This window comes from Pseudomonas sp. 13B_2.1_Bac1 (assembly GCF_025466155.1).
GTDB lineage: Bacteria > Pseudomonadota > Gammaproteobacteria > Pseudomonadales > Pseudomonadaceae > Aquipseudomonas > Aquipseudomonas aylmerensis.
In genome coordinates this window covers 15,454-30,677 of record NZ_JANLOH010000099.1, presented here as the reverse complement: position 1 = coordinate 30,677, position 15,224 = coordinate 15,454, and the positions used below count along the sequence as shown (strand labels likewise).

Annotated in this window: 13 protein-coding genes; 2 read left to right on the top strand and 11 right to left on the bottom strand. The window is 61.6% G+C overall.

Going from position 1 to position 15,224, the window contains the following annotated elements; genetic code table 11:
- Positions 1 to 113: 113 nt before the first annotated feature.
- From pgi to dksA, 10 genes are all read right to left on the bottom strand, one after another.
- Positions 114 to 1,778: a glucose-6-phosphate isomerase gene (gene pgi, locus NTD80_RS24415; protein WP_065910282.1), complete on the bottom strand. Its 1,665-nt coding sequence runs from the start codon at positions 1,776 to 1,778 to the stop codon at positions 114 to 116.
- A 212-nt stretch (positions 1,779 to 1,990) separates the two neighbouring features.
- On the bottom strand, positions 1,991 to 2,839 hold the full coding sequence (gene panC, locus NTD80_RS24410; protein WP_262135304.1) for a pantoate--beta-alanine ligase: 849 nt from the start codon (positions 2,837 to 2,839) through the stop codon (positions 1,991 to 1,993).
- Positions 2,836 to 3,636: a 3-methyl-2-oxobutanoate hydroxymethyltransferase gene (gene panB / locus NTD80_RS24405; RefSeq protein ID WP_262135303.1), complete on the bottom strand. Its 801-nt coding sequence runs from the start codon at positions 3,634 to 3,636 to the stop codon at positions 2,836 to 2,838. The genes panC and panB overlap by 4 nt, the downstream gene beginning before the upstream one ends.
- A 366-nt stretch (positions 3,637 to 4,002) precedes the next feature.
- Positions 4,003 to 4,488, bottom strand: a complete 486-nt coding sequence (folK, locus tag NTD80_RS24400) for a 2-amino-4-hydroxy-6-hydroxymethyldihydropteridine diphosphokinase (protein ID WP_262135302.1) — start codon at positions 4,486 to 4,488, stop codon at positions 4,003 to 4,005.
- A 2-nt stretch (positions 4,489 to 4,490) separates the two neighbouring features.
- The gene (locus NTD80_RS24395) at positions 4,491 to 5,894 is read right to left on the bottom strand and encodes a polynucleotide adenylyltransferase PcnB (protein ID WP_065910290.1); all 1,404 of its coding nucleotides are present in this window, start codon (positions 5,892 to 5,894) and stop codon (positions 4,491 to 4,493) included.
- Positions 5,895 to 6,604: 710 nt separating this feature from the next.
- Entirely contained in the window at positions 6,605 to 8,044 is a 1,440-nt protein-coding gene (locus tag NTD80_RS24390) for a sigma-54-dependent transcriptional regulator (RefSeq protein WP_262135301.1), read from the bottom strand.
- A 22-nt stretch (positions 8,045 to 8,066) separates the two neighbouring features.
- Entirely contained in the window at positions 8,067 to 11,021 is a 2,955-nt protein-coding gene (locus tag NTD80_RS24385) for a sensor histidine kinase (RefSeq protein WP_168167075.1), read from the bottom strand.
- Positions 11,005 to 11,181: a hypothetical protein gene (locus NTD80_RS24380; protein WP_003176118.1), complete on the bottom strand. Its 177-nt coding sequence runs from the start codon at positions 11,179 to 11,181 to the stop codon at positions 11,005 to 11,007. The genes NTD80_RS24385 and NTD80_RS24380 overlap by 17 nt, the downstream gene beginning before the upstream one ends.
- Before the next feature lie 62 nt (positions 11,182 to 11,243).
- A complete protein-coding gene (gene gluQRS, locus NTD80_RS24375) occupies positions 11,244 to 12,131 on the bottom strand; it encodes a tRNA glutamyl-Q(34) synthetase GluQRS (RefSeq protein ID WP_262135300.1) in 888 nt (295 codons plus the stop codon).
- Positions 12,132 to 12,215: 84 nt separating this feature from the next.
- Positions 12,216 to 12,659, bottom strand: a complete 444-nt coding sequence (dksA, locus tag NTD80_RS24370) for an RNA polymerase-binding protein DksA (protein ID WP_065910298.1) — start codon at positions 12,657 to 12,659, stop codon at positions 12,216 to 12,218.
- Positions 12,660 to 12,978: 319 nt separating this feature from the next.
- Between dksA and NTD80_RS24365 the strand changes: the two genes are divergently transcribed.
- Together NTD80_RS24365 and sfsA are read left to right on the top strand one after the other, a co-directional pair.
- Positions 12,979 to 14,151: a pyridoxal phosphate-dependent aminotransferase gene (locus NTD80_RS24365; RefSeq protein WP_065910300.1), complete on the top strand. Its 1,173-nt coding sequence runs from the start codon at positions 12,979 to 12,981 to the stop codon at positions 14,149 to 14,151.
- Positions 14,151 to 14,861: a DNA/RNA nuclease SfsA gene (sfsA, locus tag NTD80_RS24360; protein WP_262135299.1), complete on the top strand. Its 711-nt coding sequence runs from the start codon at positions 14,151 to 14,153 to the stop codon at positions 14,859 to 14,861. Before NTD80_RS24365 ends, sfsA begins: the two co-directional genes overlap by 1 nt.
- On the opposite strand, the gene NTD80_RS24355 is transcribed toward sfsA, so the two are convergent.
- Positions 14,858 to 15,175 carry a Rieske (2Fe-2S) protein gene (locus tag NTD80_RS24355; protein ID WP_262135298.1) on the bottom strand — a complete coding sequence of 106 codons (318 nt, stop codon included), beginning with the start codon at positions 15,173 to 15,175 and terminating at the stop codon, positions 14,858 to 14,860. The two genes, sfsA and NTD80_RS24355, sit on opposite strands and share 4 nt — an antisense overlap.
- Positions 15,176 to 15,224 lie beyond the last annotated feature (49 nt).

The following is a 15,224-nucleotide window of genomic DNA, read 5'->3' as shown; positions in this document are numbered from 1 at the left end:
GGGGGGGGGGGGGGGGGGGGGGGGGCGCCCCCCCCCCCCCCCCCCCCCCCAAGCCCGCTCCTACACAGGGTGTGCTCCCGCAGGTTCAGACCGTAAGTGTAGTGCCGATCCCTTTAACCGCGGTGACGACCGCGGAAGTAGTTGATCAGGCCCTGGGTCGAAGCATCCTCGGCGGAGGTTTCTTCGGCGCCGGTCAGACGGTTGTAGACGCCCTTGCCCAGCTCCTTGCCCAGCTCCACGCCCCATTGGTCGAAGGCGTTGATGCCCCAGATCACGCTCTGCACGAACACCTTGTGCTCATACATCGCCACCAGCGCGCCCAGGCGGCGCGGGCTGATCCGTTCGACCACAAGGGTGTTGCTCGGGCGGTTGCCCGGGATCACCTTGTGCGGCGCCAGCTTCTGCACTTCGGCTTCCGGCAGGCCTTTGTCGCGCAGTTCGGCTTCGGCTTCGCTGCGGGTCTTGCCGAGCATCAGCGCCTGGCTCTGGGACAGGCAGTTGGCGTACAGCCACTGATGGTGATCGGACACCGGGTTGAAGCTGACAATCGGCACGATGAAGTCAGCCGGGATCAGTTGGGTCCCCTGGTGCAGCAACTGGTGGTACGCGTGCTGACCGTTGCAGCCGACGCCGCCCCAGATCACCGGGCCGGTATCGGTGGACACCGGCGTGCCATCCTGGCGCACGCTCTTGCCGTTGGATTCCATGTCCAGCTGTTGCAAATGCTTGGTGATGTTACGCAGGTAGTGGTCGTACGGCAGGATCGCATGGCTCTGCGCTCCCCAGAAGTTGCCGTACCACACGCCCAGCAGGCCCAGCAGCACCGGCATGTTCGACTCGAACGGGGCATTCTGGAAGTGCTGGTCCATGGTGTAGGCACCGGACAGCAGCTCCTTGAAGTTGGACATGCCGATGGCCAGGGCGATGGGCAGGCCGATGGCCGACCACAGCGAGTAACGGCCGCCGACCCAGTCCCACATCGGGAAGATGTTCTCTTCGCGAATACCGAAGGCCACCGCTGCCGCGTTGTTGCTCGATACGGCGATGAAATGGCGATACAGCTCGGCTTCCGAGCCACCCTGGGCCAGGTACCAGGCGCGGGCGGCCTGGGCATTCTTCAGGGTTTCGAGGGTGTTGAAGGACTTCGACGAGACGATAAACAGCGTGGTCTCGGCGCGCAGCTTCATGGTCAGTTCGTGGAACTCACTGCCGTCGATATTCGCCAGGTAGTGGCAGCGCACGCCTTTATGGGCGTAGGACAACAGCGCTTCGGAGACCAGCTCCGGGCCGAGGAACGAGCCACCGATACCGATGTTCACCACGTCGGTGATCGGCTTCTCGGTGTAGCCACGCCACAGGCCGTCGTGGATGCGGCCGACCAGGTCAGTGATCTGGTTCAGCACCTTGTGCACGTCCGGCATGATGTTCACGCCGTTGACCGACAGCTTGTCGCCCACCGGGCGGCGCAGTGCGGTGTGCAGGGCCGGGCGGCCTTCGGAGGAGTTGACTGGCTCGCCGGCGTACAGTGCGTCGATCGCGCCTTTGAGATTCACTTCCTTGGCCAGGCCCACCAGCAGGTCGCGGGTTTCGCTGGTGATCAGGTTTTTCGAGTAATCGAGGAAAAGTCCGCAGCTGCTCAAGGTGAACTGGGAAAAACGCTGGGGATCGGCAGTGAACGCTTCGCGCATGCTGAAATCCTGCATGGCTTGGCGATGTTGATTGAGCGCTTGCCAGGCGGGCAGAGCGGTAACGTCATGAGGAGTGCGGTAGTACGCCATCGCTGCGGGTTTCCTTTTATTACGGGGACTGCCTTTAGGACACTTCAAAGCCCGGAACGTCCAGTCTTTCATCAAGGGCGGGTTCCGGACAGCGCTAACCATAGCGCAGGGCGATTACATTAAACCTAGCGTGTCGATATGTCTTGGCTTTGTCTGCGCTGTGGCCGGTACTTTTTTATACCGGCACAGCGAGGAGGGCAACTGGCGGGGGATCAGAGGTTCAGGTGCAGGTTGTCGATGAGGCGGGTAGCGCCCAGATAGGCGGCGACCAGGATCACCACATCGCGGTCCTCGGGCGTGGCCGGGCGCAGGTTTAGGCCCTGGCGCACTTCAAGGTAATCCAGGCGCAGCCCGGCGGCTTCGATCTGCCGAACCTGTTCGGCGCGCAGCGTGGCGAAATCGTGGTCACCGCCTTTGATGGCGGCGGCGATCTGGCTGAGGCTGCGGTACAGCACCGGGGCGATGGCGCGTTGCTCATCGCTGAGGTAACCGTTGCGCGATGAAAGCGCCAGGCCGTCGTCGGCACGCACGGTCGGTTCACCGATGATCTGGATCGGCATGTTCAGGTCATGGACCATGGCGCGAATCACCGCCAGTTGCTGGTAGTCCTTCTGGCCGAACACGGCCATGTCCGGCTGGACCATGTTGAACAGCTTGCTGACCACCGTCGCCACGCCCTCGAAGTGCCCGGGACGACTGGCGCCGCACAGGCCTTCGGACAACTGCGGGACGCTGACGCGGGTCTGGCCGCTCATGCCGCCGGGGTACATTTCCTCGACGGTCGGCGCGAACAGCAGGTTGCAGCCGGCTTGAAGGAGCTTTTCCTGGTCCGCGGCCAAGGTCCGCGGGTATTTGTCCAAGTCTTCGCCAGCGCCGAACTGCAGTGGGTTGACGAAGATGCTCGCGACGACGAAGTCAGCCTGTTGCGCGGCTTTGGTCACCAGGGTGGCGTGGCCGCTGTGCAGGTTGCCCATGGTGGGCACGAAGCCGATGCGTTTGCCGGCTTTACGGGCATGGGCGACGGCAGCCCGCAGTTCGCGGACGGTTTTTACGGTGTTCATGCAGAGAATCCGTGTTCGGCGCCGGGGAAGGTCACGCCTTTGACTTCGGCGACATAGGCGCTCAGCGCGGCGTGGATGCTGTCCTGGCCGGTCATGAAGTTTTTCACGAACTTCGGCACGCGGCCGGTGAGCGACAGGCCGAGCATGTCATGCAGCACCAAGACCTGGCCATCGGTGGCCGAGCCTGCGCCAATGCCGATCACCGGTACTTTGACGGCCTGGGTGATTTCTGCTGCCAGTTCGCTGGGCACGCATTCGAGCAGGATCATCGCAACGCCCGCTTGTTCCAGGGCGATGGCATCGGCACGCATCTGGCGCGCCTGGGCTTCGTTGCGGCCTTGTACCTTGTAGCCGCCGAGGATGTTCACCGACTGTGGCGTAAGGCCCATATGTGCACAGACCGGCACGCCGCGTTCAGCCAGCAGGCGAATCGACTCGGCGAGCCACACGGCACCTTCCACCTTGATCATATGGGCACCGGCGCGCATCAGTTTGCCAGCGTTGTGGAACGTCTGCTCGACAGTGGCGTAATCCATGAACGGCAGGTCGGCGATGATAAATGCGCCGTCGTTGCCGCGCTTGACGCTGGCGGTGTGATAGGCGAGTTCATCGGTGGTGACGGGCAGCGTGCTGTCATTCCCTTGAAGAACCATGCCCAGGGAGTCACCTACCAGCAACACTTCAACCCCGGCCTGGCAACTGGCTTGGGCGAAGGTGGCGTCATAGCAGGTCAGCATGGTGATTTTTTCACCTTTGAGCTTGAGGCTCTGCAAGGTGGTCAGGGTAATGTCTGGCATGAAAAGGGTCCTCGTTCAGGCGCTTGGAAACAGCGAGTAACGCGCGTGAGTCTTCGTTTATACAGGCGCACTGTCTTGAGAGCAGTGCTTATAAGGCCTGGATTGCGCCCTTCAGCGCCGGGTTGGCGGCAGCGGGACGCCTATAGTCGTGAGGAGGACACGGGAAGTCAATTGGATGTGTTACCGCATTGTTACGATGGCGGTGTTACCGCTGTTACTGACGCGATTCAGCAAGTGGGAAAGGGATTTTGAGGGCGTAGGTGAACAAAATGTGGGAGCTGGCTTGCCTGCGATGCAGGCGCCTCGGTCTTTCAGTGAAACCGAGGTGATGCTATCGCAGGCAAGCCAGCTCCCACATTGATTGAGTCAGTTTTGGGGCAAGCGTTCCAGGCCGACAAACGGGCAGGCGGTCAGCAAGTCGTTGAGCGTTTGACCGTTGGGCATTTGCAGCGATGCGGGCGCCAACTCAGCCAGCGGGTACAGCACAAACGCGCGCAGGTGCATCTGGTAATGGGGCACCTTGAGGCGCGGCTCGTCGATCAGGCGATCGCCAAACAGCAGGATGTCCAGGTCCAGTGTGCGCGGCCCCCAACGCTTGAGGCGCTCGCGGCCCTGATCGTTTTCGATGGCTTGCAGCGCATCCAGCAGCTCAAGGGGCGCCAGGCTGCTGTCCAGGGCCGCCACCGCGTTGGTGTAGCGCGGTTGGCCCGGGAGCAGGGAATCGCTTTGGTAAAACACCGACACACCGGCGACGGTGGTCCCCGGCAGTTGCGCGAGCGCTTCGATGGCGCTGCGCAATTGCTGATCCGGGGCGGCCAGATTGCTGCCCATGCCGATGTAGATACGTTCCACGTTTATTCGCCTGCGGCGCCCGAGGCATCGGCGGCGCTGCGCTTGCGCTTGGTACCGCTGCGACGACGTTTCTTCGGCCCTTCGCCGGCGCTCTCGCCCTTGCTGCCAAGGTCGCGAATCATGTCGCGGCGCTGGCTTTCATTGGCGTCCTGGTAGTCGGTCCACCATTCACCCAGGCCATCGGTCTGCTCGCCGGCGCTTTCGCGCAACAGCAGGAAATCGTAGCCGGCACGGAAGCGCGGGTTGTCCAACAGCAGGTCGGCGCGCTTGCCGCTGCGGCGTGGCAGGCGCTCCTGCATGTCCCAGATCTCGCGGATCGGCAGGGTGAAGCGTTTCGGAATGGCGATGCGCTGGCACTGCTCGGCGATCAACTCATGAGCCGCTTCCTGCATGGCCGGAATCGGCGGCATGCCACGCTCTTGCAGGCGCAGTACGCGTTTGGGCAGGGCCGGCCACAACAGCGCGGCAAACAGGAACGCCGGGGTCACCGGTTTGTTCTGCTTGATGCGCAAGTCGGTATTGATCAGCGCTTCGCTGATCAGCGTGTGGGTGTACGTCGGGTTGTATTCCAACGCCTCGGCACTGGCCGGGAACAGCGGATCGAACAGCTGCAGGTCGACGAGCATTTCGAAGGTGTCGGCAGCGTAGCCCGAGAGGAACAGCTTGAGCACTTCCTCGAACAGGCGCGCCGAAGGAATCTCGCGCAGCATCGGTGCCAGGTCGCGGATCGGCGCGGCCGTGTGCTTTTCGATGCCGAAGTTGAGCTTGGCGGCGAAACGCACGGCCCGCAGCATGCGCACCGGGTCTTCCTGGTAGCGCTGCACCGGGTCGCCGATCAGGCGGATCAGGTTGTTGCGGATGTCGTGCACGCCATTGGCGTAATCGAGAATGCGCTCGCTGACCGGGTCGTAATACAGGGCGTTGATGGTGAAGTCGCGGCGCTGCGCATCTTCTTCCAGGGTGCCGTAGACGTTGTCGCGCAGGATGCGCCCGCTTTCGTTGCGGGAAGACTGGTTGGTGTCTTCCTCTTCATCGTTTTGCGGGTGGCCGGCGCGGAAGGTCGCCACCTCAATGATTTCGCGGCCGAAGTGGATATGCACCAGCTTGAAGCGGCGGCCGATGATGCGCGCATTGCGAAACTCGGCACGGACCTGTTCAGGCGTAGCGCTGGTGGCGACGTCGAAATCCTTGGGTGTGATATTGAGCAACATGTCGCGTACGCAACCGCCGACCAGATAAGCCTGGTAGCCGGCGTTCTGCAAACGTTCGACGATGTTCACTGCATAACGGCTGAACTGAGCGCGCTGCAGCGAATGCTGGCTGCTATTGAGCACTTCAGGCGTGCTGCGTTTGTGTTGCGTACGACGCAAGGGAGAACGGAATGACTGGAACAACTTCTTCAGCATGGGATGCACTGTTTGAAGGAATGTTCGGCCATAACGAAGAATGACCGCATGATGGGCGGGGATTCTAGCATTTAGTCAGGGGATGGTGTAGGAACAAGCTGCAGGCCTTGCGCCATAAGCCTTAAATCGTCAAATGCTTGAGGTTTCATGCGGAAACTACAAGGGGAGCCGAAGCTCCCCCAGAAGTAGTTGCGTGCTCTATTTTTATTATTGATTTCGGGCTTCTTGTTTTTGTTGATCGCCCTCGCCATGAAGCTTCACCTTCATGACACTCCCAATCGGGAGTCAAGAGCAAACGGATTGCTTTGGTCGCTGTGTTGCTGATCTACGATCCAACCAGTTCAGGCTCTGCCTTAGGGCAGTTTTTGTTGTTCTCGGCCTGGTTGCGGGGCAAGCCCCAAATGCAACGCCTCTCCAAAAGAATCAGTTAGCTGCGCCTCCGCCGTGTTGTTTTTATTGTGCGTGAGTCGATTCGTCTTATTTTTATTGTCTTGTACAAAGCTTGTTATTGTTTTTGTACTAAGCATATAGCAGGGTGCGTGCCAACTTTTGTGTCGCCCAGCAAAATCAGGGGTTTGAGGCGGTTTTGGGTTTTCGACGGACGAAAAAAAGCCGGGGCTTCGTTACCGTAAGCCCCGGCTTTTGTTACGTGAAAAATCAGCGGTAACAGTTTTTTCACATCTGAGGGTGTTACCTGTGGGGGCGCACCCTCAACTCTCGCTGGCCACCCCGGTCTTGCGCCGTGGGATGCCCAGGCGCTGGCGCCGTTCCCACAGGCACTTGCGGCTCACGCCCAGCTTGCGTGCCAGTTCGGTTTCGGTCATGTGGTCCTGGTGCTCAAGGACGAAATGCTGGAAGTAGTCTTCCAGTGACAAATCCTCCGTCGGCTCGTGGCTGGTATTGCTACCGCCGCCCTGTTGTGGGGCCAGGCCGATGAAGTCGTCATCCTCAAGGTCACTGAGCTCGATATCGATGCCCAGCAGCTCGGCGGAAATCTCCGGGCTCTCCGACAGAATCACCGCACGTTCGACCGCATTCTCCAGTTCACGCACGTTACCCGGCCACGAGTAATGCCGAATGGCCTGTTCGGCATCCGCGGCGAACTTGAGGTCTGTACGGTTGATGCGGGCGCTCTGGCGCAGCAGGAACGCGTTGGCGATCTCGTTGACGTCGGCGCCACGCTCGCGCAGGGCCGGCAGCTTGAGGGCGATCACGTGCAAGCGGTAATACAAGTCTTCACGGAACTGGCCGATCTTGGCCAGGCTCTTCAGGTCACGGTGCGTGGCTGCGATCAGGCGCACATCCACCTTTTGCGATTGCACCGAACCGACGCGGCGAATCTCGCCTTCCTGCAGCACGCGCAGCAAACGCGCCTGGGCTTCCAGGGGCAGTTCACCGATTTCATCGAGGAACAATGTGCCGCCGTCCGCGGCTTCGACCAAACCTGCACGGCCGGCGCTGGCGCCGGTGAACGCGCCTTTCTCGTGCCCGAACAGCTCGGACTCGATCAGCGATTCGGGGATCGCCGCGCAGTTCACCGAGATCATCGGTGCCTTGGCGCGCTTGGACAGGTTGTGCAGGGCGCGGGCTACCAGTTCTTTACCGGTACCCGACTCGCCCTGGATCAGTACATTGGAATCAGTCGGCGCGACCTTGCGGATCTTGCTGTACAGGTCCTGCATCGGTGGGCAGGAGCCGATGATGCCGATCTCGCCGTTACTGTTGTCGACCCCCGGCTTGTCGGCGCCGTTGGCCGCTTTACCGGCGGGGCGCTGTTCGGCAGGTGCACTGCTGGCCGATTGGCGGTCACGCAGGATGCGGGCCACCGCCTGGAGCATTTCATCGTGGTCGAAAGGCTTGGCGATGTAGTCCACCGCGCCCATCTTCATGGAGTCCACCGCCGAGCGCAGGCTGGCGTAGCTGGTCATGATCAGCACCGGGGTGCCCTGGCCAAGCTTGATCAACTCGGTGCCAGGAGCGCCCGGCAGGCGCAGGTCACTGACAATCAGGTCGAACGTGGGAATGCTGAACCGCTCCTGGGCTTCCTGCACCGAGCCGGCTTCGCTGACCTGGTACTGATTACGTTCAAGCAGGCGACGCAAGGCAGAGCGGATAATGGTTTCGTCTTCGACGATCAAAATGTGCGGCATTGATTCAATTCTCTCGACGGTCTCAGTTCACAGCGGACGTCGCTTCGACATGACGCGGCAAGGTCACCCGAATACGGGTGCCGCGTTGGCTTTCGGTGTCAGCCGGGCTGTCGATGGTGATTTGTCCATAATGCTCTTCAACGATGGAATAGACCAGTGCAAGGCCCAGACCGGTACCTTCACCCGGATCCTTGGTGGTGAAGAAGGGTTCGAACAATCGGTCCATGATGTTCTGTGGAATGCCGCTGCCTTCATCCTCCACGATCAGGTCGACCGTGTGCTCGAAAGCCTCGCTCTTGACGCGTACCGCGCTGTGCGGCGGCGACGCGTCACGGGCGTTGGACAGCAGGTTGATCAGCACTTGGGCCAGGCGTTGTGAGTCGCCGTCGACCCAGTGGTCGGGGTCGCACAAGTTGAAGAACTGTACTTCGAAATTACGCCGGTTCAAGGCCAGCAGCCCAATGGCATCCTGCGCCACCTCGGCCAGGCACACGGCCTCGTCCTGATTCTGATGGGCGCCGGCATGGGCAAAGCTCATCAGCGACTGCACGATGCGCGAGACCCGCTTGGTCTGTTCGAGGATTTGCCCGCTGATCTCGGTGATTTCGCCGTCTTCCTCGCGTTCTTCGCGCAGGTTCTGCGCCAGGCAAGCGATACCGGTGATCGGATTGCCGATTTCATGGGCCACGCCTGCGGCCAGGCGACCGATGCTGGCCAGGCGCTCGGAGTGCACCAGTTTGTCTTCGAGCATCTGCGTGTCGGTCAGGTCTTCGACCAGCAGCACCAGGCCGCTGTTGCCGGGGGCCAGCGGCTCGTCGATGGCGGCTTTGTGCAGGTTGAGCCAGCGGGTCTGGCCGTCAAGGGCCAGGTGCTGCTTGTGCAAATGCTCGTCGGGCAGGTTGATAAAGCCTTGCAGGAGTTCTTTCCACGGGTCGCCCAAGGTGTTCAGGCGCGAGCCGACCACCCGTTGTGCGGCGATGCCGGTGAGTTCTTCCATGGCCTTGTTCCACATCAGGATCTCTTGATCCTTGGCCAGCGAGCACACGCCCATCGGCAGTTCCTGCAGGGTCTGGCGGTGGTAGCGACGCAGGGCATCGAGTTCGGCAGCCAGTCCTGTGAGGCGTGAGTGGTAATCCTCCAGCCGGCTCTCGATGAAATGGATGTCTTCGGTGACGTAGTTTTCGCCGCCGGCCTTGTAGGGCAAAAAGGTTTCGACGATGTCCTGGGACACACTGGGGCCCATCAGGCCCGACAGGTTGGCTTCGATACGGTCACGCAGGCGGCGCAGGGCATACGGGCGGCGCTCGTCAAACGGCAGGTAGAGGTCGCGCAGTGCCTGCTCGACCTCCTTTTGCGCGGCCTTGGCGCCCAGCGGCTTGGCCAGTTGCGTGGCGAACTCCTGTGGCGAGGCGGCGTGCAGTTCGCGGCGCTGCGGGCGGCGCACGTTGTCTACTGCGCAGGCTTCGGCGGCGCTGGTTTCTTCGGGGCTGGCGTTGGTGAACAGCGAAATCAGGGTGAACATCAGCACGTTGGCCGCCAGCGAGGCAATCGCCGCCATGTGCCAGCTGGTGTCGTCCAGCACGTAGATCATGTTCAGCAGCGGGATGTAGAAGCCCTGCAGATTGCCGACCAGCGGCAGCAGCATGGTCACGAGCCACACCAGGATCCCGGCCAGCAGCCCGGCGATGAAGCCTCGTCGATTGGCCGTCGGCCAGTACAGCACCGACAGCACTCCCGGCAGGAACTGCAAGGTCGCGACAAACGCGACGATGCCCAGGTTGGCGAGGTCTTGTCCGGCGCCGAGCAACAGGTAGAACCCGTAGCCGGCCATGATGATGGCGACGATCAGCGCGCGGCGCGTCCACTTCAGCCAGCGGTAGATATTGCCTTCGGCCGGTGGCTGGTACAGCGGCAGCACCAGGTGATTGAGCGCCATGCCCGACAGCGCCAGCGTGGTGACAATGATCAGCCCGCTGGCTGCCGACAAGCCGCCGACGTAGGCCAGCAGCGCCAGGGCCGGGCTGTTGGCGGCGATGCCGATGCCGAGGGTGAAGTATTCCGGATTGGTCGTTGCCCCGAGTTTGAGGCCGGCCCACAGGATCAGCGGCACCGCCAGGCTCATCAGCAGCAGGAACAGCGGCAAGCCCCAACTGGCGCTGACCAGCGAGCGCGGGTTGAGGTTCTCGGTGAAAGTCATGTGATACATGTGCGGCATCACGATGGCCGAGGCGAAGAACACCAGCAGCAGCGTGCGCCAGGGACCTTCCTGCAGCGGCGTGTGCAGGGCGGCGAGGGCCGTCTGGTTTTGCAGCAGCCACAGTTCCAGCTGTTGCGGGCCATCGAACACACCGTAGAGCGCATAAAGGCCGACACCGCCGATGGCGATCAGCTTGATCACCGACTCGAACGCAATCGCGAACACCAGGCCTTCATGCTTCTCGCGGGTGGCGATATGGCGTGAGCCGAAGAAAATCGTGAACAGCGTGATCAGCGCGCAGAAGGCCAGGGCGACGCGGTGCTGCACGGGCTCGCGGGTGAGGATGCTGATGGAGTCGGCCACCGCTTGAATCTGCAGGGCCAGCAAGGGCAGTACGCCGATCAGCATGAAAACGGTGGTCAGCGCGCCGGCCCAGGTGCTGCGAAAACGGAAGGCGAACAGGTCGGCCAAAGACGACAGTTGGTAGGTGCGGGTGATCTTCAGGATCGGGTAGAGCAGCACCGGTGCGAGCAAAAATGCGCCGGACACGCCCAGGTAGCTGGACAGAAAGCCGTAGCCATATTGATAGGCCAGACCCACCGTGCCATAGAACGCCCAGGCGCTGGCGTAGACGCCCAGGGACAAGGTGTAGGTCAGCGGATGGCGAATGATCGCCCGCGGAATCATTCCGCGCTCACTGATCCAGGCGACCCCGAACAGCGCCGCCAGGTAGGCGGCGCTGATCAGCAGCATCTGGGTGAGGCTAAAGCTCATCGGCATCTTTTTGGCTCTGCAGGATAAAGGTCACGACGATCAGGATCAGCCACAGCAGATATGGGCGGTACCAGGCGCCCGTGGCGTCGATCCACCAATCCATGATGGCGGGGGAAAACAGGTAGATCCCGACGACCAGCAGCAGGACCAATCGATAGATGTACATGTTGGCCTCTGATTGAAAAACTGCGGCGATGGTAACGGATGGTGGGCAAGCTGCAAGCGCCTTCAGCTCAATTGCGCTTCGGCCAACGTGAGTGTGCGCGGGATGCGGCTGGCATCCCACTGCGCAATGCCCCAATCCAGCAGCTCCCGTGGGCTGGCGTGGAGCAACTCGCTGCCGGGTTGCTGGCCGAGCGCGCGCAGGGCTCTCAATAGCAAAGGCGTGGCCTGGTCAGGTGTCAACGGCGGGGAGCGATAGGATTTGCCCAATTTGTTACCGTCCGGCTGGACGATTAACGGTACGTGGAGATAGCGCGGTTGGCGCAGGCCCAGCAGTTCCTGCAGATACAACTGGCGCGGTGTGGAGTCGAGCAGGTCGGCGCCGCGCACGATGTCGGTCACCCCTTGCCAGGCATCGTCGAGGACCACGGCCAATTGATAGGCGTACAGGCCGTCACGGCGGCGGATGATGAAATCGCCTACATCGCGGCCCAAGTGCTGTCGGAATTCACCCTGAACGCGGTCAGTAAAGTGGTATTCCAGCTCAGGAACGCGCAGGCGAATGGCGGCATTTTGCTGGTCGTGCCCGGCATTGCGGCACAGCCCCGGATAAATCCCGTTGTAGCCCTCCAGCTGTTTGCGCGAGCAGGTGCACGCGTAGGCCAGGCCGTGGTTGAACATATCGTTCAGCACTTTGGCGTAGGCATCATGCCGCTCGCTTTGTCGGACCAATTCACCGTCCCACTCAAAGCCGTAGCTTTCCAGAGCGTGCAGGATCGCCGTTTGGGCGCCGGGCTCTTCACGTGGCGGGTCGAGGTCTTCCATGCGCATCAGCCAGCGGCCGTGGTTGGCGCGGGCGTCGAGGTAGGAGGCGAGGGCGGCGACCAGCGAGCCGAAGTGCAAATGGCCGCTGGGCGTGGGGGCGAAACGCCCGATATAAGTAGAGGCTGTCATGGGCCGGATACTACTGGAAAAGCAGTAAATTCCAGAAACAAAAATGGGGCGTTCGCACGCCCCATTTCTTTCAGCTCGGCGGGATTACTTGCCGACCTGTTTTTCCTTGATTTCAGCCAAGGTCTTGCAGTCTACGCAGAGGTCCGCGGTAGGGCGGGCTTCCAGGCGACGAATACCGATCTCGACGCCGCAGGATTCGCACCAGCCGTATTCTTCGTCTTCGATCAGTTGCAACGTCTTGTCGATTTTCTTGATCAGCTTGCGCTCGCGATCACGGGCGCGCAGTTCGAGGGCGAACTCCTCTTCCTGGCTGGCACGGTCGGCCGGGTCCGGGAAGTTGGCGGCTTCGTCCTTCATATGGTCAACCGTGCGGTCGACTTCCTGCATCAAGTCCTGCTTCCACTTCTTCAGGATATTGGAGAAGTGCTTGCGCATGGGCTCGCTCATGTACTCCTCACCCTTCGCCTCAACATAGGGTGTGAAGCCGCTGAGGCCTGAGGATTGTTGTTGCTTTGCTTGGGTGGACATGAATAGACCGCCTCTCACTCTTCTAATCCATTGCGCAGGATTGCAACGTCACCGACACCTGCCGGCCCTGCGGCTGCAAGCGGGCGAACTTACCAGATAGATTCAGGGTGCGCCACTCCCGGTTGTCGAGGGCCATCACGCCAGGGTTGCTGACAGCAGCAGCCCGCTATGGCTGGATATGGATCGCCCTGCGTGTTGATTTTAGTCGTTTTACAAGCGCTTGCTGGCCCATCTTGAGCGGCCGAGCAGGCAATAGAACATGTTTTAGGCCAGGGGTTCGGTAGAATCCTTATTTTGTCCTCACCGTTAAGGAAGGCTAATGGCTCAGCCCTACAGTGCGCGCAGTCGCGCCATCGAACCTTTTCATGTCATGGCGTTGCTGGCGCGAGCCAATGAGCTGCAGGCGGCCGGCCATGATGTGATCCACCTGGAAATCGGCGAACCGGATTTCACCACCGCCGATCCGATCATCCAGGCCGGCCAGGCAGCATTGGCCAACGGCAAAACCCGCTATACGGCGGCCCGTGGCCTGCCGGAGCTGCGCGAGGCCATCAGTGGCTTCTACCAGCAGCGCTACCGCCTGGACATCGATCCCGAGCGCATCTTGATTACCCCGGGCGGTTCCGGCGCCTTGCTGCTGGCCAGCAGCCTGTTGGTGGACCCCGGCAAACACTGGCTGCTGGCTGACCCGGGTTACCCGTGCAACCGGCACTTCCTGCGACTGGTGGAAGGGGCGGCGCAGTTGGTGCCGGTGGGCCCCGATGTCCGTTATCAACTGACCGCCGACCTGGTTGCCAGGCATTGGGACCAGGACAGTGTGGGGGCTCTGGTGGCCTCGCCGGCCAACCCCACCGGCACGATCCTCACGCGGGATGAATTGGCGGGGCTGTCCAGTGCCATCAAGGCCCGTAACGGCCATTTGGTCGTGGACGAGATTTATCACGGCCTCACCTACGGCACCGACGCCGCCAGCGTGCTGGAGGTCGACGATGAAGCATTTGTCCTGAATAGTTTTTCGAAGTATTTCGGCATGACCGGCTGGCGCCTGGGGTGGCTGGTGGCACCACCGGCAGCCGTCGGTGAGTTGGAGAAGTTGGCGCAGAACCTGTACATCAGCGCGCCCAGCATGGCCCAGCATGCGGCACTGGCCTGCTTTACCCCGCAAACCCTGAGCATTCTGGAAGAGCGCCGCGCCGAATTCGGCCGTCGCCGTGACTTCCTGCTGCCAGCGTTGCGCGAACTGGGTTTCGGCATCGCCGTCGAGCCGGAAGGGGCGTTCTACCTGTACGCCGACATCAGCGCCTTCGGCGGTGATGCCTTCGCGTTCTGCCGACACTTCCTCGAAACCGAGCATGTCGCGTTTACGCCCGGGCTGGACTTCGGCCGTTATCAAGCCGGTCACCATGTGCGCTTTGCCTACACGCAAAACCTTGATCGGCTACAAGAAGCGGTGGAGCGGATCGCCCGTGGCCTGCGGAGCTGGCAAGGCTGATGCGTTTTTATCCTCCCCTCGAAGAAGCGCGCCTGATTCGCCGATACAAGCGTTTTCTCACCGATATCGAGACCGTTACCGGCGAATTGCTGACCATTCACTGCCCCAACACCGGCTCGATGCTCAATTGCATGGTCGAGGGCGGGCAGGTCTGGTTCAGCCGTTCCAATGACCCCAAGCGCAAATTGCCGGGCACCTGGGAAATCGCCGAAACGCCACAGGGCCGCCTGGCCTGTGTCAACACCGCGCGCGCCAATCAACTGGTCGAAGAGGCGTTGCTGGCCGGGGTGATTGTCGAGCTCAATGGCTTTACTGCATTGAAGCGCGAAGTGCCTTACGGCCAGGAGAAAAGCCGCATCGACTTTCGCCTGGATTACCCGGATGGAGCGGCCTATGTCGAGGTCAAGAGCGTGACCCTGGGTTTCGATGACACTCCCATTGCCGCCTTCCCCGATGCAGTCACCCAGCGCGGCGCCAAGCATTTGCGCGAATTGGCGCACCTGGCGCGTGACGGCGTGCGCGCGGTGCAGCTGTATTGCGTCAACCTCTCCGGCATTGACGCGGTGCGCCCGGCGGTGGAGATCGACGCCGCCTATGCCGCGGCCTTGCGTGAGGCAAAGGCGGCGGGCGTCGAGGTGCTGGCGTATGGCGTGAAGGTTACGCCTGAGGAAATCTTCGTTGACCGTCGACTGGAGGTGCTGCTCGACTAGAGTTGCACCCACAGCCCCTGTTCGTCTTCGCGGCCGGGCAGGGCAGTGAGGCTTGCACCTGCGCAGGGTCCGGCGATGCACTCGCCGCTTTCGATCAGGAACAGCGCACCGTGGGTCGCGCACTGGATCAGGCTGGCACTGGTGTCGAGGAAGCGGTCGGGCTGCCATTCCAGCGGAATTCCGCGATGGGGGCAGCGGTTGATATAGAAGTAGGCAACGCCGTCGCGGCGCACTGCCAGCAGCTTGCAGCCGTCCAGATCAAACCCCAGGCTGGAGTTGGGGGCGAGGGCGTCGGAGGGGCAGAGAAACTTCATTTCAATCCTTAAGTGCCTTGACGTGCAAATGCAAACAATTATCAAATGC